The organism is Paenibacillus sp. PAMC 26794 (genome assembly GCF_000316035.1).
Taxonomy (GTDB): domain Bacteria; phylum Bacillota; class Bacilli; order Paenibacillales; family Paenibacillaceae; genus Paenibacillus.
This window is the reverse complement of record NZ_ANHX01000017.1, coordinates 26,048-48,213: the sequence shown is the minus strand read 5'-3', so window position 1 is coordinate 48,213 and position 22,166 is coordinate 26,048. Positions and strand designations below refer to the sequence as shown.

The following is a 22,166-nucleotide window of genomic DNA, read 5'->3' as shown; positions in this document are numbered from 1 at the left end:
GTTCTTGCGGATGGATAACCAAGTCAAGCAAGCGTATGAAGCAGCCAAGGCGTTGTATGCCCAGCACGGAATTGATACGGACGAGGTACTGAACAAACTCGCGGAGATCAAAGTATCCGTACACTGCTGGCAAGGCGACGATGTCAAAGGTTTTTTGAATAAAGATGGGGAGTTAACAGGGGGCATTTCCGTTACAGGTCAATATCCGGGGGCTGCTACCACACCAACAGAACTTCGTAACGATCTGGAGCAAGCTTTTGCTCTGATTCCCGGCAAACATAAGGTCAATCTGCACGCGATCTACACGGATACCGACGAGCAGGTTGAACTGGATCAGATTGAGCCAAAGCATTATGAGAACTGGGTGAAATGGGCCAAAGAACAAGGACTCGGTCTGGACTTCAACCCAACATGTTTTTCCCATGAAAAATCAAGTGACGGGTTCACGCTCAGTCATCCAGACCCTGAAATTCGCAAGTTCTGGATTGATCACTGCAAGGCATCCCGCCGGATTGGTGCTTATTTCGGGGAACAGCTTGGTCAGACTTGTGTAACCAATGTATGGGTACCGGACGGATTCAAGGATAATCCGGTTGACCGGTTGACACCACGCAAACGTCTCAAAGAATCGCTGGATGAAGTATTTGGCGAACCACTTAACCCAGAGCACAACCTGGACGCGGTAGAGAGTAAGCTGTTTGGTCTCGGTTCGGAAGCATATGTGGTGGGTTCTCATGAATTCTATATGGGTTACGGTTTGCAAAATGATACGTTAATCTGCCTGGATGCGGGTCATTTCCATCCAACAGAGGTTATTTCCAATAAACTGTCGTCCTTGTCATTGTTTACAAGTGGCATTCTGCTTCATGTAAGCCGCCCGATGCGCTGGGACAGTGACCATGTGGTAATCATGGACGATGAGTTGCTGGAAATTGCCCGTGAACTGGTTCGACATGATCTGCTTGCGACCACACATATTGGACTGGATTTCTTTGATGCAAGCATTAACCGTGTAGCTGCATGGGTTGTGGGGACTCGCAACACGATCAAAGCCCTTCTCCGAGCGATGCTTGAACCGGTGGATGCCTTGAAACAAGCCGAGTTGGAAGGGGATTACACGTTGCGCCTTGCCTTAACGGAAGAGTTCAAATCCTATCCGTTTGGCGCGATCTGGGACTACTATTGTGCTCAGCAAGGCGTTCCAGTTCGTGAAAAGTGGATCACCGATATTAAAACCTATGAACAAGATGTTTTACTACAGCGTGATAAATCATTGGTGTAACCGTATTTATTTTTCGTATAAACCACTATGGAATGAAAATTCCGTGGTGGTTTTTTTGGCATAATCACGCTGAAATGCATAACTGAGGCGATTGCTTCCATACTAGGAATATAGATCCGTATTGTATACGATTGCCACGCAGAGGAGGAATAACAGAGTTGAATCTAGCCCACAACAAACTGTATATCGCTGCACTTGGCGGCGTGAATGAAATAGGGAAGAATATGTATTTCATCCAGTACTATCAGGACATCATCGTGATTGACTGTGGTTCGAAGTTTCCCGATGAGACATTACCTGGTATTGATCTGATCATTCCGGATGTAACGTATCTGCTGGAGAACCTGGATAAAGTAAGGGGTCTTGTAGTTACCCATGGACATGAAGATCACATTGGTGGCATTCCCTATTTGTTAAAACAAATGAACATCCCGGTGTATGCATCCAGGCTCACGCGTGGGCTGATCGAACTTAAACTGAAAGAGCATGGGTTGCTGCGCAAGGCCGACTTGCATACGATCGATGCTCATTCCAGCATTACGCTGGGAGGGATCGAGGTTTCCTTTTTTGCAACCAGCCATAGTATACCGGATTGTCTGGGTATCTTTTTTCAGACCCCAGCAGGCAATGTTGTGCATACCGGAGATTTCAAATTTGATATGTCGCCTGTACATGGACCTTTCCCTGATCTGCACCGTATGGCCGAGATTGGCAAACAGGGTGTCCATATCTTGCTCTCCGAGAGTACCAATGCAGAAAGACCGGGATTTACACCTTCCGAGCGTGTTGTGGGAGACCACATTCTGGATGCCTTTATCCGTGCAAAACAAAAAGTATTCATCTCCACCTTTGCGTCGAATGTCAGCAGGGTACAGCAGATTGTGAATGCAGCATTCGAGACGGGTCGCAAACTGGCACTGTTGGGCAGAAGTATGGTGAATGTGGTATCGGTGGCCAGTGAATTGGGGTATTTGCAAGTTCCTGACGGATTGTTGATTGAAGCTATCGATTCGGATCAGTTTCCACCTGAACAAGTCGTTGTATTATGCACCGGTAGCCAGGGAGAAGCGATGGCAGCATTGTCACGTTTGGCATCCGGTAAACATCCTCACGTAAGAATTAACGCTGGGGACACGGTCATTATTGCGGCCGGAGCCATTCCGGGCAATGAACGGAATCTTGCACATGTAATTGATAACCTCTATATTCTCGGAGCACGTGTGATATATGGTTCAAGTGGTGCAGCAGGAATGCATGTCTCCGGACACGGCAGTCAGGAAGAACTCAAATTGATGCTTACCCTGATGAAACCGGATTATCTGATTCCGATCCACGGTGAGTTTCGCATGTTGTATCAACACAGACTGCTTGCTGAATCCGTAGGTATAGAGCGTGATCATGTGTTTATCGTGAATAATGGGGATATGGTCCAGTACAAAGACGGCATTGCTTCGCTGGGTCCCAAAATTGCATCAGGAAATAGTCTCGTAGACGGTCTGATCATGGGTGATGTCGGCAATATTGTACTTCGCGACCGCAGGCAACTATCCTCCGATGGCATGCTGGTGATTGTGACTACACTGAGCAAAACGGAAAAACAGATGGTCACGTCACCCGAAATTATCTCCAGAGGGTTTGTATTTGTTAAGGATTCGGAAGAATTCATGCATGAGATTCATGAGCTGGTTCTAAACCGAATGGGGGAGTTGACCGGTGCAGGTATGAATCAGTGGAATGTGATCAAAAGAAAGCTGAAAGACGAGATCGGTCACTATATTTACGCTCAAACAAAGAGAAGACCAATGATCTTGCCTATTATTATCGAAGTCTGAGATGTAGGGAATAGCGAGTGTTCTTATGTTAGAGATCTGAGCAAACGTGTATATGAAAGTTTAACAGCCTGATGAATGTCGGATCATACTTCGGTATGAACGTCACATTGCTATCGGGCTTTTGCTATTACATCGGGAATGTACCATAGACGTGCGATAAATGGAGTTGAATCAAATTCGCCATGGGTTTGCGATTCGAAGTATAATAAAAGGTAAACTAGCTAATAGAAATAAGAGGAGTCTTTATGAATAAAACGATTTCTGATATCGCTCAGATGGCAGGTGTGGCAAAAAGCACGGTCTCTCGCTTCCTGAATGGCGGATCGGTTAGTGAGAATACACGCCAGAAGATTGAGCGTATTATCAAACAATACAATTATGTTCCCAATACATTTGCACAGAGTCTGAAGGCTAAGAAGACCAGTATCATCGGTACGGTTGTGCCACGTCTTGATTCTTTTGCAACATCCCAGACATTGATCGGAATTGATGAAGAACTGCGAAGTAATCAGTATCAGATGCTGATCGCAAATACGAGTCAGGACATGCAGCGCGAGATTGATGCCATCTATGATTTTGCACGACAGAAGGTATCGGGTATTATTCTGCTGGCTGCTGAAGTGACTGAAGCACATCTGAAGGCCGTTGAGGATATACGGATTCCGGTGTTATTGGTGGGGCAGCAGCATGAGCAACTGCACAGTCTGGTTCACAATGATGATCAGGCAGGTTATGAGATGGGCAGATATGTCGTCGAACAGGGTCACCGCAAGATCGTGTATATGGGAGTTAGCGAGAAGGATCGGGCGGTAGGGATCTATCGTAAACAAGGATTCCAGCGAGCAATCGCCGAGTGTGGTGGATGTGAAGTGAAGTATTATGAGACAAGCTTCAAGATGTCGGAAGCCATTGTTACCGCTGAAGCCATTCTGAAAGAAATCACACCAACGATCATCGTGGGGGCTACGGATAATATCGCACTGGGTGTGATGAAGATTGCATTCTCCAATAAAATCCGCATTCCGCAAGATTTGTCCGTTACCGGATTTGGCGGATATGATATTACGGAGATGATTCACCCCACGCTGACGACTGTGAAATATCATTATTTGCAGGCGGGCAAAGTAGCGGCGAATCACATTATTCGTCTGGTCAAAGGCGAGTCGGTGGAGGAACGAACAACACTGGACGTAGAACTAATTCCTCGAGAAAGCGTTGACAAATTATAAAAACATCCTTTATGATAATTCCATCGAACCGGTTCCATTGTGAATATCCAATTGGGATATGCGAACACGGGCAGGCACTAATGCCATATGGAATTATTTTTTTGCGTTGAATGGAACCGGTTCCTATATTTTGAATGGAGAACAGCTATGAAAATGACTAGAGAACAGCGCTACAGACGAATTGAGCAAGCGGAGCCTGGAGAGATTGCGAAGCTTGAAGCACAGATATCGGTATGTCCTTGGCGACAAAGTTATCACATTCAGCCGATAACAGGTCTGCTTAATGATCCTAACGGCTTTGTATATTATAAAGGCTATTATCATCTGTTCTATCAGTGGTTCCCACTTGGAACAGAACACGGCATGAAATACTGGTATCATACCCGCTCGAAGAATCTGGTGAACTGGGAAAATGTAGGGATTGGAATCGAACCGGGTGGCAGGTATGACTCACACGGAGCTTATTCTGGCAGTGCGATTGAAAAAGACGACAAGCTGCACTTGCTGTACACAGGCAATATGAGGGATGAGGCCTGGGCCAGACAGCCTTATCAATGCTTGGCAGTCATGGATGAAAGCGGTTCAGTAACCAAACTGAATGATCCCGTGATCTCGTCTGTACCAGCCGGATACACGGAACACTTCAGAGATCCCAAGGTGTGGCAGCAAGGAGACACGTATTATTGTGTCATTGGTGCACAGAGAACAGACGAGACGGGATGTACGGTGCTGTATCGCTCAATCGATTTGAACAACTGGGAGTTTCTTGGTGAAATTCGTACGCAATTAACCTCCTTTGGTTACATGTGGGAGTGCCCGGATTATATGGAGATGGACGGGAAAGGTGTACTTGTCTTTTCCCCACAAGGCTTAGATGCAGCGGGAGATCATTATCAGAATATTTTTCAATCCGGTTATCTGATCGGTGAGCCGCTCAATCTCCAGACGAGAGAGTTCAATCATGGTGAATTTCAGGAACTGGATCGTGGATTCGACTTCTATGCGCCGCAGACGATGCAGGGCCCGGACGGAAGACGTATTCTGGTTGGTTGGATGGGACTTCCCGATCTGGAATATCCGACAGACGATAGTGGCTGGGCTCATTGCCTGACCATTCCTCGGCAATTGTCACTCCGTGACGGCAAGTTAATTCAACAACCGGTTGCAGAGATGGTCCAATTACGTCAGCAGGATAAAGGCACACATATTCGCGCAACGATTGACAATGAGAGTCGATCTTTCACTGGTTTTAATGGGATTGCCTATGAGCTGATATGTGAGATAAGCCATGAAGATGCAGAGATTGTAGGCATCGAATTCCGGGCAAATGCAACTGAAAAAACGGTTCTTCTGTATGATCGGATTCAGCAGAAAGTTGTTTTGGATCGGACGATGTCTGGTGCCGAGCTGGCAGAGCAGAATGGCGTTGTACGACAGTGCACACTTACTGCGGAAGTGATTAAGTTGCATCTGTTCGTAGATGCTTCATCAGTCGAGGTCTTTGTGAACGATGGGGAAGAGGTCTTTACCAGCCGCATTTTCCCAAGCCGGGACAGCGTGGACATTCGTTTCTTTACACGCGGAGGCAAAGCTGATTTTGAAGCAACTCAATGGAATTATTAAGTATTACGTGAGAGGAATGAGATAACATGTCGGAGAATCAACGAATTGCCCAGGAAGTCATTCATGCCATCGGGGGCAAAGAGAATATCGCATCATTTGCACATTGTGCAACTCGTCTTCGCATCATGGTTAAAGATAAAGAAAAGATTGATCAGAAAACGGTCGAGAACATCGAGAAGGTGAAAGGCGCCTTTTTCAACTCGGGTCAATATCAGATTATCTTTGGTACGGGAACAGTGAATCGAATTTTTGAAGAGGTTGAGAAGCTGGGAATCGAAGGAACGTCCAAGGATGAGGTGAAGAGTCAGGGGAAAAAAGAAGGAAATGCTTTTCAACGGGCTATCCGCACGTTTGGTGACGTATTTGTACCCATCATTCCCGTTCTGGTAGCTACAGGACTGTTCATGGGATTGCGCGGATTACTTACCCAGAATGAAATTCTGGCGTTATTCGGTGCAACACCGGATGATATCTCGGCCAATTTCCTGTTGTTTACTCAAATCCTGACGGATACAGCCTTTGCATTTCTACCTGCACTTGTAGCGTGGTCTGCGTTCCGCGTATTCGGCGGAAGCCCGGTACTTGGTATCGTACTGGGGCTAATGCTGGTCAATCCGGCATTACCGAATGCTTACGCGGTGGCAGATGGATCAGCACAGCCGCTGCATATGTTCGGTTTTATACCTGTCGTGGGGTATCAGGGATCAGTTCTGCCCGCGTTCTTTGTAGGTTTGATTGGCGCCAAGTTTGAGAAGGTACTAAGAAGACGGGTGCCTGAGGCACTGGACTTAATTCTGACTCCTTTTATTACGTTGACAGTCATGATTACGCTTGGACTTTTCGCCATTGGTCCTGTATTCCATTCTCTTGAAGAGTGGGTGCTGCATGGAACAACTGCCGTATTGGATCTTCCGTTTGGCATCGCAGGTATTATCATTGGATTCTTTCATCAGATTATTGTCGTTACCGGTGTACATCACATCTTTAATTTCCTGGAGATTCAGCTACTGGAGAAGACGGGATTTAACCCGTTCAACGCAATCATCACCTGTGCCATGGCAGCACAAGGAGCCGCTTGTCTCGCAGTCGGTCTGAAGACCAAAAATATGAAACTCAAAGCACTCGCATTACCTTCGTCTTTGTCCGCATTTCTAGGCATTACCGAACCAGCCATCTTCGGAGTTAACTTGCGTTATATGAAACCATTTATTATGGGTCTGGTTGGTGGTGGTGTGGGTGGTTTCATCGCTTCCCTGTTCCATCTGCAAGGTACAGGCATGGCAGTAACGGTTATTCCTGGAACATTGCTCTATCTGAACAGCCAACTGCCGTTGTATATCTTGTCCAACGTAGTCGCCATGGCCATTGCTTTTGCACTTACCTGGTTCTTCGGATATAAGGATCAACCGGTTGCAGAAGAAGCGGTGAGCCATGAGAACAGTGGAGTAACATCAACTGAAGTTAAAGCAGAGGACTCTAATCCGCGTATTAATTCAGTTACCGATGCCGTTACAAGCAATCGTCCTAAGGTAGATTTTCTCGAAATCGCTTCGCCAATGAACGGTACCGTCGTTGCTCTGGAGCAGGTTCCTGACCCGGCGTTCTCGGAAAAACACATGGGTGAGGGCATTGCCATTGAGCCATCAGAAGGTAAGGTGTACGCACCGTTTGATGGTGTCATCGCACATGTCATGAACAAGAGTAAACATGCGGTAATTCTGGAGCATGAGACGGGTGTACAGATGCTGGTTCATATCGGAATTAATACGGTTGGACTAAAAGGAAACGGTTTTACCGCGCATGTGAATAGCGGAGATCGTGTAACTGCAGGACAGTTGTTGATTGAATTTGACATGGATGTCATTCAGGCTGCGGGTCTGCCGTTGATTACACCTGTGTTGATCCCAAGTGGAAACGAAACGATAGCAACTGTTACAGGGACGTCAACCGGTCATGTTCAAGCCAATGGGGAAGCGGTGCTGGTAGTGAAATTTACTGAGCCACAATAAGTAACCGTTTGAAATAGAAAAGTATTGGATCACGAGCACAAAAACAATTTGAAAAAGGCAAGGGAACTGGTGTATGCACCCGTTTTCCTTTGCCTTTTTTTATTTTTTTCAAACAGGTAAATGAGTTCAAAAGGAGTAATCATGTGGATTGTCCAAGCAAAAGGAAAAACGTTCTGACCTGGGCATAGGGCTCTGGACAGAACGTTTTGTGGATTCACTTGCTATGGATCGGCTGTGAATCCATATTATGAAGCTACGCCAACAACATTGGTTCCATTTTTCGTGATTTTGTACGTCAGCACATCTCCGTTCCAGAAATGGAACTTAAGCGTGACTTCGCCATCATTGGTTTCATTGAAGAAGTTTGGTTTTAGCTCGATCACATTACGTTCGTAATCTGGGCTGAATGTGTAGGCGAATTCTTTGAATGAAGTCCAGTTCTGTGGACCGGCGTTTTCTCCGTTTGCATATGTCGCTTCCATCGTTGCCAGTTGATTGCCGTTAAACGTAGTTGGAATGGCAAATGCACTGGTTGTACCTGTTGCATCGTTCAACTTAGGTGTGTCATATTTAATAATATTGAAGTTCCAGTCAGCACCTTCATTGAATCCAGCCGTGAGTGTGGCATTTACGCCCAAATCACCAGAGGCTGTCAATTTGGTCAACAGATTGGAATTTAACGTAAGTACATCTTTTTTGATCGTATAGTCTTTACCTCTGACAAGAGGCGTATTGCCATTCTTCAAGGAATTGAATTTGTTCCCATTCAGATTGAGTTTTACTTTTTTATCTTGAATGGTTTCATTTTGTTTAAGATATACGAGGTCCGTTTCGGCTGTGGATGAGCGACCTGTCCAGCTGGCTTTCATGGTATCAAATAATTCCTGATCAGACCAAGTAAAGCTTGTGCGACCGAAGTGTTGTCCGTTATCCCACAACATCGTTGTCATCTGTTTTTGACGCAGATATTGTCCAACAAATTCAAAGAATTTCAGTTTTTCGCCTTGCTCAATGACACCTGTGTGCTGGTCAAAACCAAGCAAGCCATACTCACCGACGATAACTGGAATGCCTTTCGCTGTAAAAGCATTGTATACCCGATCGAATGTGTCGGTAACGTCCTTCTGTACTTCCTCGTTATACTTGGTGTAACCTGCGATGTTCACACTGAATGGCCAGAACCCGTAGTAGTGAACGGTTGCTATAATATTGCTGTCATTCAATTTTTGAATGGTCTTATTCAGTTCATCCAGATCAGGTTGAGCGGAAGAGGTATGCATCGTTGGAAGCACAAGCGGACGTGTCTCGTTGTTTCCACCCGAAGTTCTTACAATCTTGTGAAAAGAAGTATTCAACTCGTCCAGCATGCGATATCCAATCGCAACATCCGTTGTGCCGCCTTCGGAGAAACGTGGTTCGTTAACACTTTCGAACATGAGTTTATCGGATGCATCTTTGAATTTGTCCGCAATCTGAGTCCAAGCAGCGTTGTAACGTGCAAGCACGTTGTCATGGTCTTTCTCCATGTAACTGATCCAGCGCCAGGAATCATGGTGAAGATTGATCATGACGTAGAGATCCGCATCGAGGGCCCAGTTTACCACTTCTTGAACCCGGTTCATGTAAGCGGAATCAATTGTGTAGTCGGGTGCGTCGCCGATATGGGCTTCCCAGGTCACAGGGATACGGATACTGTTGTAGCCCTCAGCTGCGATCGATTGAATTAGTTCCTTCGTAATGCGCGGGTTGCCCCAGGCTGTCTCATCCTCGCCAACGGCATCCAGAGAGTTACCCAGATTCCAGCCAGGCTCCATGGCGTTCACATATACCTGCATTTTGCTTGGAACGGCTGAGGTACCAGCCTGATCGCTGTTGTTTGTTGCAGCAGAAGCCATAGCCGAGGAGAACAGAGACAGAATCATGGCAGTCACAAGTGTAAGAGAGAGGAGCGGTTTACGGTTTTTTTTCAACAATATAATCTCCTTATAAGATAGAATGGTTGAACTTGAATAGAAGTTAAGCAACTGTGAAGATGGAGCTTAACTCAAACCAAATCATGACTTGTGCAATACTGGGATCACCACCGAATTATGTATTGAAAGCGTTTTCGGAATCTAATATATCATGATTACATATAGGGGCATACCCGCATAATTGGCATAAAATTCATGTGATAATTAGTGATCTGGTTTAGCTAATAGATTGTGTAAAGATAATGATTTTATTGGAAATGAGATGATATAATTACATTTTAACAATAATTAGATTCAACTACCCTTGGAGGGATGTAAAATGAAGCTGGATGCACATCAACATTTCTGGGAATACAATATCGCTGAGTACGGATGGATTGGCGAAGAGATGCAAGCCATTCGTCAGTCTTTTCTCCCACAAGATCTGGAACCTCTATTAGCTCAATCGGGGATGGACGGATGCATTGCAGTACAAGCGAGACAATCACTGAAAGAAACTGAATGGCTTCTGCAACTGGCAGACCGATACGAGTGTATCAAAGGTGTTGTCGGATGGGTAGATCTTTGTTCGGATGAAGTTCGGAATCAGCTTGAACTGTTCGCGTCCAATCCATATCTGAAGGGCGTACGCCATGTCATACAGGATGAACCTGATCTGAAGTATGTATTGAGAGAAGACTTTCAGCATGGAATTTCATTGCTCAAAGAGTATGATTTGGCCTATGATCTGTTGGTGTCCAAGGAGCAACTGCCTTATGCCGTTGAACTGGTTAAGGCGTTTCCTGAACAGCGATTTGTACTTGATCATCTAGCCAAACCCGACATAAAATCAGGTATACTCTCACCATGGAAAGAAGCGCTTGAGTCTTTGGCCGCACAACCTAATGCGTACTGTAAACTTTCAGGGATGGTGACGGAAGCAGATTGGGCAAATTGGACTCCGAGCGACTTTACAGCCTATCTGAATATCGCCATAGAAGCCTTTGGTGCGAAACGGTTAATGTTCGGGTCCGACTGGCCCGTGAGCAACGTTTCAGCTACGTATTCTGATGTATACGGTCTCATTATGAATCACATTAATACCCTATCTATATCAGATCAACAGATGATTCTTGGCGGCACATGTGCTGCGTTCTATCAAATATCGTAGTGGGCGATTCGAAGCTAAACCGGTTTCAAGAAGTTGACAACTGTTCTGATTCTTGCTAAAGTTTTATCCAATCCGCATAATCATGATCTGGGAATGTTACCGATATGGGCATAACCTGAGCTGGCTTGTTTACACGTAATCGTGTACCCAGGCTGGTTCGGGTTTTTTCTATTTAAGTTGAACAAACGATTTTACACGAGACGACTGCGCGGCCAGAACAATCTTTCAATCGCTGTTATCCCCAGATTTTTTGAATCCCTTTTTAAAGGGAAATCCGGTGATAAAGGCGAACGCTTCGCTTCTCCAGATTTTTTCTGTCCTCTCCGTTTATGTGTAATTGTGTAGTTCAACTTAAATATTTTGTCTTTTTAATATTTTTCAGGATTTGAGCGGATAGCTGAATTACATATTTGGAAGGAGAATGATGATGACGAATTTTAAATTTCCTACAGATTTTCTATGGGGTGGAGCCATTGCTGCTAATCAGGCGGAGGGTGCGTATCTGGAAGATGGAAAAGGGCTGAGTATCGTTGACTTGCTGCCAACAGGAGAGAACCGCAGAAGTATTATGAAAGGCAATGTTCCAGCTTTTACGCCGCTCGCTACCGAGTTCTATCCTTCACATGAAGCAATCGATTTCTATCACCGTTACCCTGAAGACATTGCTCTGTTTGCCGAAATGGGATTCAAAGCACTGCGTGTCTCCATTGCCTGGGCACGGATTTTCCCGACAGGAGAAGATACACAGCCGAATGAAGCAGGATTGCAATTTTATGATAACCTGTTTGATGAATTATTGAAGAACGGCATTGAACCTGTAGTTACATTAGCTCACTTCGATGTGCCTGTACACCTGATCGAGAAGTATGGCAGCTGGAGAAGTCGTGAACTGGTAACTCTATTCGAGACGTACGCTACAACGGTATTCACTCGGTACAAAGACAAGGTGAAATACTGGATGACATTTAATGAGATCAACATGCTGCTTCATCTTCCGTTCCTTGGGGCGGGGCTGGCTTTCAATGAAGGGGATAACATCAAGGAAATTCAATATCAGGCTGCTCACCACCAACTGGTTGCAAGTGCACTGGCAGTCAAAGCATGTCATGAGATTATTCCTGGTGCCATGATTGGTTGCATGCTTGCGGCAGGAAGCTTCTATCCGTATACCTGTAATCCGGAAGATGTGTTCCAGGGTATGGAAAAAGATAGAGAGTCCTATTTCTTCATCGATGTGCAGTCACGTGGGGAATATCCGGGTTACGCCAAACGTTTCTTCAAAGATCACGGGTTGAACATTGTTATGCAGCCAGGTGATGCGGAGATCTTGAAGAATCATACCGTAGATTATATCGGGTTCAGCTATTATTCAAGTCGTACAACCAGCACCGATCCGGAAGTTATCAAAAATATGACCAGCGGTAATGTATTTGGCTCGGTAGCCAATCCATATCTGGCGAAGTCCGAATGGGGATGGACGATTGATCCCAAAGGATTCCGTATTACCGCCAATCAACTGCATGACCGTTATCAGAAGCCGCTATTTGTTGTTGAGAATGGATTTGGTGCCAATGACGTGGTTACACCGGAAGGTGAAGTGGATGATGCGTACCGGATTGACTACTTGAAACGACATGTAGCTGAAATGGGTGAGGCCATTCAGGATGGGGTTAACATCATCGGTTACACCAGCTGGGGACCTATTGATATTGTAAGTGCATCCTCAGGTGAGATGAGAAAACGTTATGGCTACATTTACGTGGATCGTAATAATGAAGGTCAAGGAGAGCTGACACGGCTGAAGAAGAAGAGTTTTGAGTGGTACAAAAATGTGATCGAATCCAACGGAACGAATCTGGGTGATGAGTAGTCATAAAGGTAAATCGGATTAGTTCAGACATCAAACAATCGGAAGGACCATAAATTCACGGAACTTCCGATTGTCCTCACATTGAAAGCGTTGACATATAGTCAGGTTCGCGCTATACTTGACGCAATTATATCGTTTCTGGGATTGTTACTACTCGAAGTAGGCAAAACCTAAGCACCAAAAAAAGCAGACCACCATGTCTTGTTTATTTTGTGATGCTTCAGGTTTTTTTTGTATACCCAAAAGACGATGTATAACTGCCAAGAGAGTGGAACGTGACGGGGGGATTGAAGTGAAAATAGCAAAGGTTATCAACAATAACGTCATTAGCATCTATCAGGCGGATGGAGCAGAGCTTGTAGTGATGGGACGTGGGATTGCCTTTAAGAAAAAGCCGGGGGATAAAGTAGACGAGACCCGCATCCAGAAAGTATTTGCATTGAAAAACAAACAAACATCCGATAATTTCAAAATGCTGCTGCGCGAAGTTCCGATGGAACTGATTGAAATTGTGGAAGAGATCATCACGTATGCGCGTGAGAATCTGGGCCGAAAGCTGAATGAGAACATCTATGTATCTCTTACAGATCATATTAACTTCGCGATTGAACGCTATCGGGAAGGCGTGGAGATCAAGAACGCATTAATGTGGGAGATCAAACAGTTGTACAAGCCCGAATTCGAACTGGGCCTGAGGACGCTGGAACAGATCAACACCCGCATGAATATTGAGCTTCCACCCGATGAAGCCGCTTTTATTGCCCTTCATATTGTCAACGCAGAGATGAACGAAGAAGTTATTACAACGATGAATATTACGAAGTTTATCCAGCAAATTATTAATATAGCGAAATATCATTTTAAAATGGAATTTGATGAGGACTCTCTCAGTTTTTTTCGCTTTATCACACATCTAAAGTTCTTCTCCCAGCGTGTGCTCAGTGGCACGCATTACGACAACAACTATGATCATTTCTATGACATGATTAAGGAGAAACATCCGGATGCCGCAGTGTGTACGGAGAAAATTGAGTTGTTTGTCAAAAAGGAATACAACCATGAGTTGACCAATGAAGAAAAATTGTATCTGACGGTTCATATCGAACGAGTGGTTAATCGATAATATTTAAATGTTGACAAAAATGGTTTAATTATAATAATATGTGATTAACAGGAATTGAATACGATTTAACTGGGATTGTTACTGGTTATGCAGGCAAAACCTAAGTCATGAGAAGGTCAGGACCATTGTGTCCCCTTACTCAAGGCTTAGGTTTTTTGCGTGCAAAAAAATCGGTAAAGGGCCTGTTTGAAAAAAAAGTGGGGGTGCAGATCATGAGTCAAGAGAAACTGGCCAAAGAGATTGTAGAACTGGTTGGCGGTGAGAAAAATGTGGAATCGCTGGTTCATTGTGCAACACGATTACGGTTTGTATTAAAGGACGATGCCAAGGCAGACAAAGCCAAACTGGAGAAAACAGAAGGTATCATCGCAGTCAAAGAAAATGGAGGACAGTTCCAGGTTGTTGTTGGTAACAAGGTGCCTGAAGTCTATAGTGCCATTGGACAGATCAGTAACATTCTGGACGATTCGTCAGATAAAGAAAAACCTCGCAAAGCAGCCAAAGGGCTCGGGGGTATTATCGATATCATATCCAGCATCTTTGCACCACTTCTGGGTGTTATGGCGGGAGCCGGTATTCTAAAAGGGTTATTGTTGATTGCAAGCAATATTGGATGGCTGGAAACGACAGAAACAACATATACGATCCTGTATGCAGCAGCAGATAGTCTCTTCTATTTCCTGCCTCTGTTGTTAGCGGTTACAACAGCACGTAAATTCCAGGGAAATATGTTTGTCGCGATGACGATTGCAGGAGCACTGATCTATCCGTCCATCGTCACGTTGAAATCAGAGGGAACACCAACGGATTTCTTCGGTATCCCTGTCATCTTGATGAACTATTCATCTACAGTTATTCCTATTATTTTAGCTGTCATTGTTATGAGCAAGTTGGAGAAATTCTTTAATAAAACACTTCACGATAGTGTGAAAAACTTTGTTACGCCATTATTTTTGCTAGTGATTATGGTACCTCTGACACTGTTGGTATTCGGACCATTTGGTGTATACGTTGGTAATGGAATTGCAGCTGGACTGGTTGCCGCATTTGGATTCAGTCCATTACTCGCAGGAGCCGTTATGGGTGCAAGCTGGCAGCTGCTCGTTATCTTCGGAATACACTGGGGTCTTATTCCGGTATTTATCAACAACGTTGCAGTGTATGGACAGGATGGCGTTAAACCCGCTGCGACAGCTTCAATCTTTGCCCAAACGGGTGCTGCTTTTGGGGTTATGCTGAAAACCAAGAACAAAAAACTGAAAACGCTGGCGGGATCATCCACGTTGACGGCTTTATTCGGTATTACGGAACCGGCCATCTATGGGGTAACATTACCACTGAAACGTCCATTCATTGCAGGAGTTATCGGTGGTGCAGTTGGTGGAGCTATCATTGGTCAAGCAGGCACATTGGCATTTGCATCCGGCGCACCGGGCTTGCTGACCTTGCCAATCTTCTACGGACCAGGTGGACAAGGTTTCCCAGGATTGATTCTGGGTATCGTAGTATCCTTTGTTGTTTCGGCTGTACTGACGTACATCATGGGCTTCAAAGATCCGGTTGAAGAAGAAACAAAATCCGAATCTACTGCATCTGCCGAGCAACATGTTCGTGCAACGAATGCTTCGGACGAAATTGTATTTAGCCCAATCGAAGGAACAATTGTGGAATTGTCGGAAGTTCCAGATCCGGCATTTGCATCGGGAGCAATGGGTAAAGGTATTGCGATTGAGCCAGCTGTGGGCAGAGTGGTAGCACCTTTTGACGGCACAGTTACCGTTGCATTCAAGAAAAAACATGCCTTGGCTGTTGTATCAGACACCGGTGCTGAAATATTGGTTCACGTGGGAGTTGATACCGTTAAATTGGATGGGCAACATTTTGTTTCCCATATTAAAGAAGGCGATCGGGTCCAAGCGGGAGATCTGTTGCTTGAATTCGATATTGCACAGATTAAGGCTGCTGGTTATCACACGGTAACGCCGATTATAGTAACGAATTCCGCCAACTACGAGGAAGTAATTCCACAGGCTACAGGTCAGGTTCATAGCCAGGAGCTTCTATTGAAGTTGTACAGCGGAAAGGGACTCGAATAAAATAAGAATAGATACAAATTCGATGCCTAGAGTTTTCATGGTTCCGTTGACATGGTGGAATTGGAAAATTATAATTAGATTTGTACATCTATACATGATAATGAAAGGTGGATTATTGAACATGACACATGCGATGAGACTGCGTTTCCTTCCTTTGAATCGGTAATTGAATACGTTCAAAGGCTCTGACTATTGGTTCAGAGTAAACGGGATCAGTCTGTCATTTTCAATTATCCTGACCTTGAAATAAGTGTTATCCTCGCTTACCCGTTTACGTTGAATCACAGGCCGTGGCCTGTGATTCTTTGTTTTTTTCTTCTGATTATCATAATTAGGTAAAGGCGCTCAATACAGACTACTGGAGGTAACCGCTATGATGACGTTACTGTTCTATTGATACGAGCTGGCACGATAAGCTCGTATCGATAGAAGCGTGCTTCGCTATCGATACGAAATAAATCTTATTTCGGAGGTAGCGAATATGGAAAAGATATGTTTTGAATTAGAACAGGTTGAGATGACCTATATGGATAAAGCGGTACTGAACATTGAACGACTGGCTGTGCATCAACTAGATCGCATTGGTGTAGTGGGTGGTAATGGTCAGGGTAAAAGTACATTGTTGAAACTCATTGCGGGACAGATCCAGCCAACAGCCGGAAAGGTAAAACGTTTTGCAGAGTTTGGTTATTTGCAACAAGTGGAACCACCCCAGCCTAACGAAAATCTGGAAGTTGACGGGGCTTTACTCAGCAAATTAGTCATACCTCAACACGACCAACCATGGAGTGGCGGAGAACAGACCCGTCTAAAACTGGCTCAAATGTTCACTCATTATCATGAAGTACTGTTACTGGATGAACCAACAACACACCTGGATCAAGAGGGCATTACATTTTTACTGGATGAATTGCGTTATTATTATGGGGCGCTTGTGCTGATCAGTCATGATCGTGCGGTTCTGGATGAACTGGTGACCACGATCTGGGAAATCCATCAAGGTGAGGTTCGCGTATATTCCGGCAACTATAGTGATTATCAGGCACAGAAGAGGCTGGAGCGTGAACAACAAAACCAGGCGCATGAACAGTTTTCCAAAGAGAAAAGACGATTGGAGCTGGCCGCTCGGGAAAAGATGAAGAAAGCCGAGAAAATAACGCAGGCCGGAAGCATGTCCAAAAAAGAATCCAAGGCAAAAACAAACCGTATGGTTGAAACCAAATCCAAAGGCACCAGTCAAAAAGCGGTGCACCGCGCAGCCAAAGCGATTGAACAGCGGATGCAACAACTTCATGAGGTAAAAGCAGTGCAAGAGGAACGGTCTATGATCTTCCGTCAGCCAAAGACACTGGAGCTGCACAATCGATTTCCGATTATGGCAGATCGCCTTACACTTGAGTTGGATGGAAACATATTGTTGGAGGATGTAAGTTTTCAAATTCCATTAAAACAAAAAATAGCGATAACCGGAGCCAATGGCAGTGGGAAAAGCACATTGCTTAACCATGTTTTCCATGTGGGAGATCAGATCACAATGTCTCCAAAAGCAAAGCTCGGTTATTTTCAGCAAATGAGCTATCGTTTCACGACAAAAGAGACCGTATTACAATTCCTGAAAAATCGTTCGGAATATGAGGAATCAGAGCTCAGAAGTGCGTTGCATGCGATGCAGTTTACAGGTAATGACTTGCTGAAGAATGTTGGGACATTAAGCGGAGGAGAAGCGATTCGTCTTCAATTATGTCATTTGTTTCTTGGACAATATAACATTCTATTGTTGGATGAGCCGACGAACTTTCTTGATATGCATGCATTGGAAGCGTTGGAGCGTTTTATTAAGGCGTATGAAGGAACGATTCTGTATGTATCTCATGATCAGAGGTTTATTGAAAATACAGCGGATCAACAATTTCAGATTACAGAGCGTCAATTAATTCAGGTGAATATTTAAGTTGAACTAAAGAATATTTACACGGATCACTCCGATGACAGAACAACCTTAGAGGAAGAGAAGTAACGAAAACCGCCAAAGTGATTTTGGCGGTTTCGTCGTTTTCAAAGATAGGCAGATTAGTTACCTTATGTAGCTTCTATTAAGAATCCGCCTTTATAACCGTGGAATGCATGTTACCTGTGAGACGTTGAGGTGGGAAAACCATGCGCACGGGCGCAATGATGATGGCAGCAAATACAGCTTTGATCAGATCCCCAATAATGTAAGGATAAAACCCTTGAATCATGGCCTCAGGTATGTCCATTTTGTAAGCATAGGCAAGCCAAGGGACCCCTGAGACATACACGAGCAGTGAACCAAATAGTTCAAATACAACAAAAGCGAGTATGAATCCTGTTACACCTTTGATGTTGATTCGTGCAAGCAACAATCCAATCAATAATGCGGAGAACGGCCACATCATCACATATCCTCCGGTAGGTCCAAGAAGTACTGCAAGTCCTCCGGTCCCGTGCAGCAAGGGGAATCCAAGAGCGGTGAGCAGAACAACCATCGTGACACTTAGAAAACCATAGAGTGGACCAAGTAATCCTCCGGCTAGCATGACAGCCAAAGTTTGTAATGTTATCGGTACAGGGGAGAAGCCAATGGGAATGCTTATGTAACCAAAAAGCACTAAAATTGCGGCCATAAGTGCGCTGAATACAATGCCTCGCAAAGATAATTTCATGTTTGAACAATCCTCTCCATTTTGGTAATATGATTGTTAACCAATTATATAAATGTGGTTAACGATTAGGATCTTACCACATAACAATAGAAAGGGAAAGGACTAATTTACGATGCAAGGCAACCTGCCTATAATTACATTAGAAGATGTTCGAGTGCATTATGCTTCCGAAGGTAGTCAGGTGAGAAAAGCACTGGATGGGGTCTCACTTACGCTGCACCAAGGAGAATGGATTAGTATTGTAGGGGCGAATGGCAGTGGAAAAAGCACACTCGCTGGACTACTGATTAGATTCATTCCACTATCTGGAGGGGTACGGGATATCTCGGATGAACTTACCGTTCGGGGTGTACTGCAGCAACCGGATGCACAGGTACTAGGCGATACGATTGAAGAGGAGTTTCATTTTGCGCTGTCACCATTGATGGAATCTGTAGAAGAGCAATTGGAGCGCAGGCAGGATGCATTACATACCGTAGGACTTCAATATCCCCCGGAGAAGGCTGTCTCACAATTATCCGGTGGACAGAAACAACTGCTTAATATTGCTGTAGCGCTGGCAGCCAAACCGGATATATTGATTCTGGATGAGCCAACAGCCATGCTTGATCCAGGAGCAAGAGACCGTATCGAGGCCATCGTTCAGAAGATTACCCAGCGGGGGACAACGGTGATCTGGATTACACACCATCTGGAGGAAGCAACCCTGTGTGATCGAATCATTGCTATGGAGAGGGGACGTTGTGTGTACAACGGGGAGCCTGAGTCCTTTTACTATAAAAAAGAGACGAATGTGAAGAATACCTGGGAAAATGTACAGCTATCTCCCTGTGAACGGGTAGGGTTGGACCCTCCTTTTACTGTAAAAACTGCGTTATTGCTCAAGCAAAAAGGTATGATGCCAGAAGCCATGCCACTGCGACCTGAGCAATTGGCTAAGGAGGTCGCACGTTGGAGATCGAGCTAACCAATATACGTATAGAAGCATCGGAATCGGGCAAACGTGCACTGCTTGAAGATGTGAGTGTACAGTTGAACAGTGGGGAAATCACCTTGCTGCTGGGCTGTACGGGTTCAGGAAAAACGACTTTATTACAGACGTTGGCTGGTCTGAGACCGCCCGATGCAGGAAGTATCACATTGGATGGCACTCCTTTCTGGAAAGAAGGAAAAGTGCCGCAGTCGATTTTATTGCAAATGGGACTATTGTTTCAATTTCCGGAACAACAACTGTTTGCCCGAAGTATTCAGCGTGAATTCACATATTCTCTCCGTCCCTATCGACTTTCAGAGAAACAGCAACAAGAGCAGATCACAAAAGCACTGAACCAATGGGACCCGCCAGCGTCCTCGGAGTTGGACCGACGTTTTCATCTGGACAGGTCGCCATTTGCTCTAAGTGGGGGAGAGAAGCGCAGGCTAGGTCTTGCTCTCGGAAGTGTGATCAATCCACACTGGCTTCTGCTGGATGAGCCAAGCGCCGGATTGGAAGCGCAAAGTGTCGGGCTTTTGCTGGATGTACTGGAGCAACATCGTCTGGCAGGTGGTGGGGGCGTGGTAGCAACCCATGATCTGGATACATTTTTGCCTTGTGCGGATCGAGTATTGGTGTTGCAGGAAGGCCGTCTAATCTCCGATCTTACGCCGAGAGAACTTCACAAAAGGCCCGAACTGCTGGAGCAGACAGGGATCGGACTGCCACCATCGATGAGACTGGCACAGCAGTTTAGGGCTGCGGGTCTTGATCTGCCTTTGACCGCAATGACGCCAGAAGAGATGGCTGAAAGTATTGTTCATTCCACGTCAGTTAAGGTGGGGATTCAAAACGAATTGAAAGAAGCATCAGGGACGGTAACGATGGAAGTCAAGAGCGATGTAATGAAGTATGAAAAAGAAACACTGATGCTATCGTCCATTAAAACGGAAGATGATCCAAAGCTTCTTCCGAACACATTTATTCATTCAGGCGGATTATATGGCGTCATGGACCCGCGTCTGAAATGGATTTTGTATATATTGTTGGTCACCGCAGCTATGCTTCAACAGCGATGGCTGGGATTGACGTTAACACTGGTACCGGTATTAGCAGCACTTGCCGTGCTCCCGCGTCAGACTTTGGCTGGATGTATGAAGTTAATGAAGCCATTATTATTCTTTTTCATCATCTCAACGGCGTTATCTGGGACAACCCATTCAACAGAGGGAGGCGGTCTGCGCTTTGGCTTTTCCCTGAGGCAGGCGGAGGACACTTTGCTGAATGTGTATCGATTGTTTATCGTCACATTGGCAAGCCTTTGGTTTTCGTTGACGACACCTTATGGGCGAATGGTAGAAGGGCTTAACTGGGTACTTGGTATCGGTAAGAAGATCAGGTTGCCCGTAGCTTCGTTTGCTCTTGCTGTATCATTAATCTTTCGGTTTATCCCGATGATCTGGAGTGAGTGGCAGCGATTCTCACTGATCGTGCGGGCACGTGGAAAGGCAGCTTTAAGACCAAATACCGTTCGAATTCGTGACCTGGGTCCGATGGTGATTCCCTTGTTAATGGCACTGTTCCAACGTGCAGAGGATATGACCATTGCGATGGAAATGCGTAAAGTTAGAGAGCACTCTACGCTCGGAGGACGTTCATCGTTATTGGTATGGTCCAAACGTGATACCTGGATTAGCCTCGCTGGCCTCATTGTTTTTGTACTATTAATATGGATTCGCTAATGATGATGGCGATGATTAACGTGATTAATCCGGTGATGAATAAGACGATGGATTAGAACAATAAACGCAGTGTTTTCCAAAGATCATGCATAAATGCGTTTGTCTTCGCTCACAATAAGTGGACGTTGGTCATCTGAAGTGGATCAGGAGGGATAAACGATGAAAGATAAGTTTTTGCGTGAAGAACGGCAAGAATATACCGATGTGTCTACGGTGGAGTCGCAGCGAAACGATATCACACTCGAAGAATTCCCGGAGGGTCCTTACGGTTCATCTCTGTTATCTGAGTCTCTCGGGAAAAGTTCACCGTGGCGCGTGGACCAGCGGTCTGCACATCGTTTTGACTATGAAAATCATGAGCTTCACGAGGGAGAAGTGCGGGATTATCCGGGTCAGGATGTTTTTGACGAAACGGTTCCGGATAACGTGTCCAAGCCTCAATATACGGAAGAATCTTAAAGAGATTTTGATATAAAATAGAGCGTAGCCTCCAACAGGTTTTGTCCTGTTCGGGGGTTATTTTCGTTGTGTTTAATGAAAACAAATCTCCTCCAATTCCACATTATGGGTTATTATATTT

The 22,166-nt window shown here is 45.0% G+C and carries 15 protein-coding genes; 13 read left to right on the top strand and 2 right to left on the bottom strand.

From position 1 onward, the window contains the following. The first annotated feature begins 10 nt into the window (after window positions 1-10). The 5 genes from rhaA to D829_RS0109960 all read left to right on the top strand — a co-directional run bounded on the left by rhaA (window position 11) and on the right by D829_RS0109960 (window position 7,975). Window positions 11-1,282 (top strand): L-rhamnose isomerase, encoded by a 1,272-nt coding sequence (gene rhaA, locus D829_RS0109980; RefSeq protein WP_017688743.1) that lies wholly within the window; start codon window positions 11-13, stop codon window positions 1,280-1,282. 158 nt (window positions 1,283-1,440) lie between these two features. Beyond that, on the top strand, window positions 1,441-3,114 hold the full coding sequence (locus D829_RS0109975) for a ribonuclease J (RefSeq protein WP_017688742.1): 1,674 nt from the start codon (window positions 1,441-1,443) through the stop codon (window positions 3,112-3,114). A 245-nt stretch (window positions 3,115-3,359) separates the two neighbouring features. Next, window positions 3,360-4,343 carry a LacI family DNA-binding transcriptional regulator gene (locus D829_RS0109970; RefSeq protein WP_017688741.1) on the top strand — a complete coding sequence of 328 codons (984 nt, stop codon included), beginning with the start codon at window positions 3,360-3,362 and terminating at the stop codon, window positions 4,341-4,343. A gap of 147 nt (window positions 4,344-4,490) precedes the next feature. Beyond that, window positions 4,491-5,966: a sucrose-6-phosphate hydrolase gene (locus D829_RS0109965; RefSeq protein WP_017688740.1), complete on the top strand. Its 1,476-nt coding sequence runs from the start codon at window positions 4,491-4,493 to the stop codon at window positions 5,964-5,966. Between the two features lie 26 nt (window positions 5,967-5,992). Continuing rightward, window positions 5,993-7,975, top strand: coding sequence for a sucrose-specific PTS transporter subunit IIBC (locus tag D829_RS0109960; protein WP_017688739.1), 1,983 nt, complete (start codon window positions 5,993-5,995; stop codon window positions 7,973-7,975). 245 nt (window positions 7,976-8,220) lie between these two features. Here the strand turns inward: D829_RS0109960 and D829_RS0109950 are convergent, their stop codons facing one another. Beyond that, window positions 8,221-9,948, bottom strand: coding sequence for a cellulase family glycosylhydrolase (locus D829_RS0109950; protein ID WP_026081103.1), 1,728 nt, complete (start codon window positions 9,946-9,948; stop codon window positions 8,221-8,223). A gap of 319 nt (window positions 9,949-10,267) precedes the next feature. On the opposite strand from D829_RS0109950, the gene D829_RS0109945 reads away from it, so the two are divergent. The 5 genes from D829_RS0109945 to D829_RS0109925 all read left to right on the top strand — a co-directional run bounded on the left by D829_RS0109945 (window position 10,268) and on the right by D829_RS0109925 (window position 18,138). Further along, entirely contained in the window at window positions 10,268-11,098 is an 831-nt protein-coding gene (locus tag D829_RS0109945) for an amidohydrolase family protein (protein WP_017688736.1), read from the top strand. Window positions 11,099-11,525: 427 nt separating this feature from the next. After that, the gene (locus tag D829_RS0109940; protein ID WP_017688735.1) at window positions 11,526-12,968 is read left to right on the top strand and encodes a 6-phospho-beta-glucosidase; all 1,443 of its coding nucleotides are present in this window, start codon (window positions 11,526-11,528) and stop codon (window positions 12,966-12,968) included. A 292-nt stretch (window positions 12,969-13,260) separates the two neighbouring features. After that, window positions 13,261-14,091 carry a PRD domain-containing protein gene (locus D829_RS0109935; protein ID WP_017688734.1) on the top strand — a complete coding sequence of 277 codons (831 nt, stop codon included), beginning with the start codon at window positions 13,261-13,263 and terminating at the stop codon, window positions 14,089-14,091. A 212-nt stretch (window positions 14,092-14,303) separates the two neighbouring features. After that, window positions 14,304-16,187, top strand: a complete 1,884-nt coding sequence (locus D829_RS0109930; RefSeq protein WP_017688733.1) for a beta-glucoside-specific PTS transporter subunit IIABC — start codon at window positions 14,304-14,306, stop codon at window positions 16,185-16,187. A 481-nt stretch (window positions 16,188-16,668) separates the two neighbouring features. Further along, on the top strand, window positions 16,669-18,138 hold the full coding sequence (locus D829_RS0109925; protein ID WP_017688732.1) for an Msr family ABC-F type ribosomal protection protein: 1,470 nt from the start codon (window positions 16,669-16,671) through the stop codon (window positions 18,136-18,138). Window positions 18,139-18,280: 142 nt separating this feature from the next. Here the strand turns inward: D829_RS0109925 and D829_RS0109920 are convergent, their stop codons facing one another. Further along, window positions 18,281-18,871 carry a biotin transporter BioY gene (locus tag D829_RS0109920; protein ID WP_017688731.1) on the bottom strand — a complete coding sequence of 197 codons (591 nt, stop codon included), beginning with the start codon at window positions 18,869-18,871 and terminating at the stop codon, window positions 18,281-18,283. A 112-nt stretch (window positions 18,872-18,983) separates the two neighbouring features. Between D829_RS0109920 and D829_RS0109915 the strand changes: the two genes are divergently transcribed. The 3 genes from D829_RS0109915 to D829_RS0109905 all read left to right on the top strand — a co-directional run bounded on the left by D829_RS0109915 (window position 18,984) and on the right by D829_RS0109905 (window position 22,045). Continuing rightward, window positions 18,984-19,838 carry an ATP-binding cassette domain-containing protein gene (locus D829_RS0109915; RefSeq protein ID WP_017688730.1) on the top strand — a complete coding sequence of 285 codons (855 nt, stop codon included), beginning with the start codon at window positions 18,984-18,986 and terminating at the stop codon, window positions 19,836-19,838. Next, the gene (locus D829_RS32400) at window positions 19,823-21,586 is read left to right on the top strand and encodes an ATP-binding cassette domain-containing protein (RefSeq protein ID WP_017688729.1); all 1,764 of its coding nucleotides are present in this window, start codon (window positions 19,823-19,825) and stop codon (window positions 21,584-21,586) included. The genes D829_RS0109915 and D829_RS32400 overlap by 16 nt, the downstream gene beginning before the upstream one ends. A 159-nt stretch (window positions 21,587-21,745) precedes the next feature. Further along, window positions 21,746-22,045, top strand: a complete 300-nt coding sequence (locus D829_RS0109905) for a hypothetical protein (RefSeq protein WP_017688728.1) — start codon at window positions 21,746-21,748, stop codon at window positions 22,043-22,045. Window positions 22,046-22,166 lie beyond the last annotated feature (121 nt).

Bases quoted from the DNA above. Each gene is read 5' to 3' on its own strand.
- D829_RS0109970 (WP_017688741.1), top strand. From the start codon at position 3,360: ATGAATAAAACGATTTCTGATATCGCTCAGATGGCAGGTGTGGCAAAA.
- D829_RS0109920 (WP_017688731.1), bottom strand. From the start codon at position 18,871: ATGAAATTATCTTTGCGAGGCATTGTATTCAGCGCACTTATGGCCGCA.
- D829_RS0109915 (WP_017688730.1), top strand. From the start codon at position 18,984: ATGCAAGGCAACCTGCCTATAATTACATTAGAAGATGTTCGAGTGCAT.
- D829_RS0109945 (WP_017688736.1), top strand. From the start codon at position 10,268: ATGAAGCTGGATGCACATCAACATTTCTGGGAATACAATATCGCTGAG.
- D829_RS0109905 (WP_017688728.1), top strand. From the start codon at position 21,746: ATGAAAGATAAGTTTTTGCGTGAAGAACGGCAAGAATATACCGATGTG.
- D829_RS0109965 (WP_017688740.1), top strand. From the start codon at position 4,491: ATGAAAATGACTAGAGAACAGCGCTACAGACGAATTGAGCAAGCGGAG.
- D829_RS0109960 (WP_017688739.1), top strand. From the start codon at position 5,993: ATGTCGGAGAATCAACGAATTGCCCAGGAAGTCATTCATGCCATCGGG.
- rhaA (WP_017688743.1), top strand. From the start codon at position 11: ATGGATAACCAAGTCAAGCAAGCGTATGAAGCAGCCAAGGCGTTGTAT.
- D829_RS0109925 (WP_017688732.1), top strand. From the start codon at position 16,669: ATGGAAAAGATATGTTTTGAATTAGAACAGGTTGAGATGACCTATATG.
- D829_RS0109940 (WP_017688735.1), top strand. From the start codon at position 11,526: ATGACGAATTTTAAATTTCCTACAGATTTTCTATGGGGTGGAGCCATT.
- D829_RS0109930 (WP_017688733.1), top strand. From the start codon at position 14,304: ATGAGTCAAGAGAAACTGGCCAAAGAGATTGTAGAACTGGTTGGCGGT.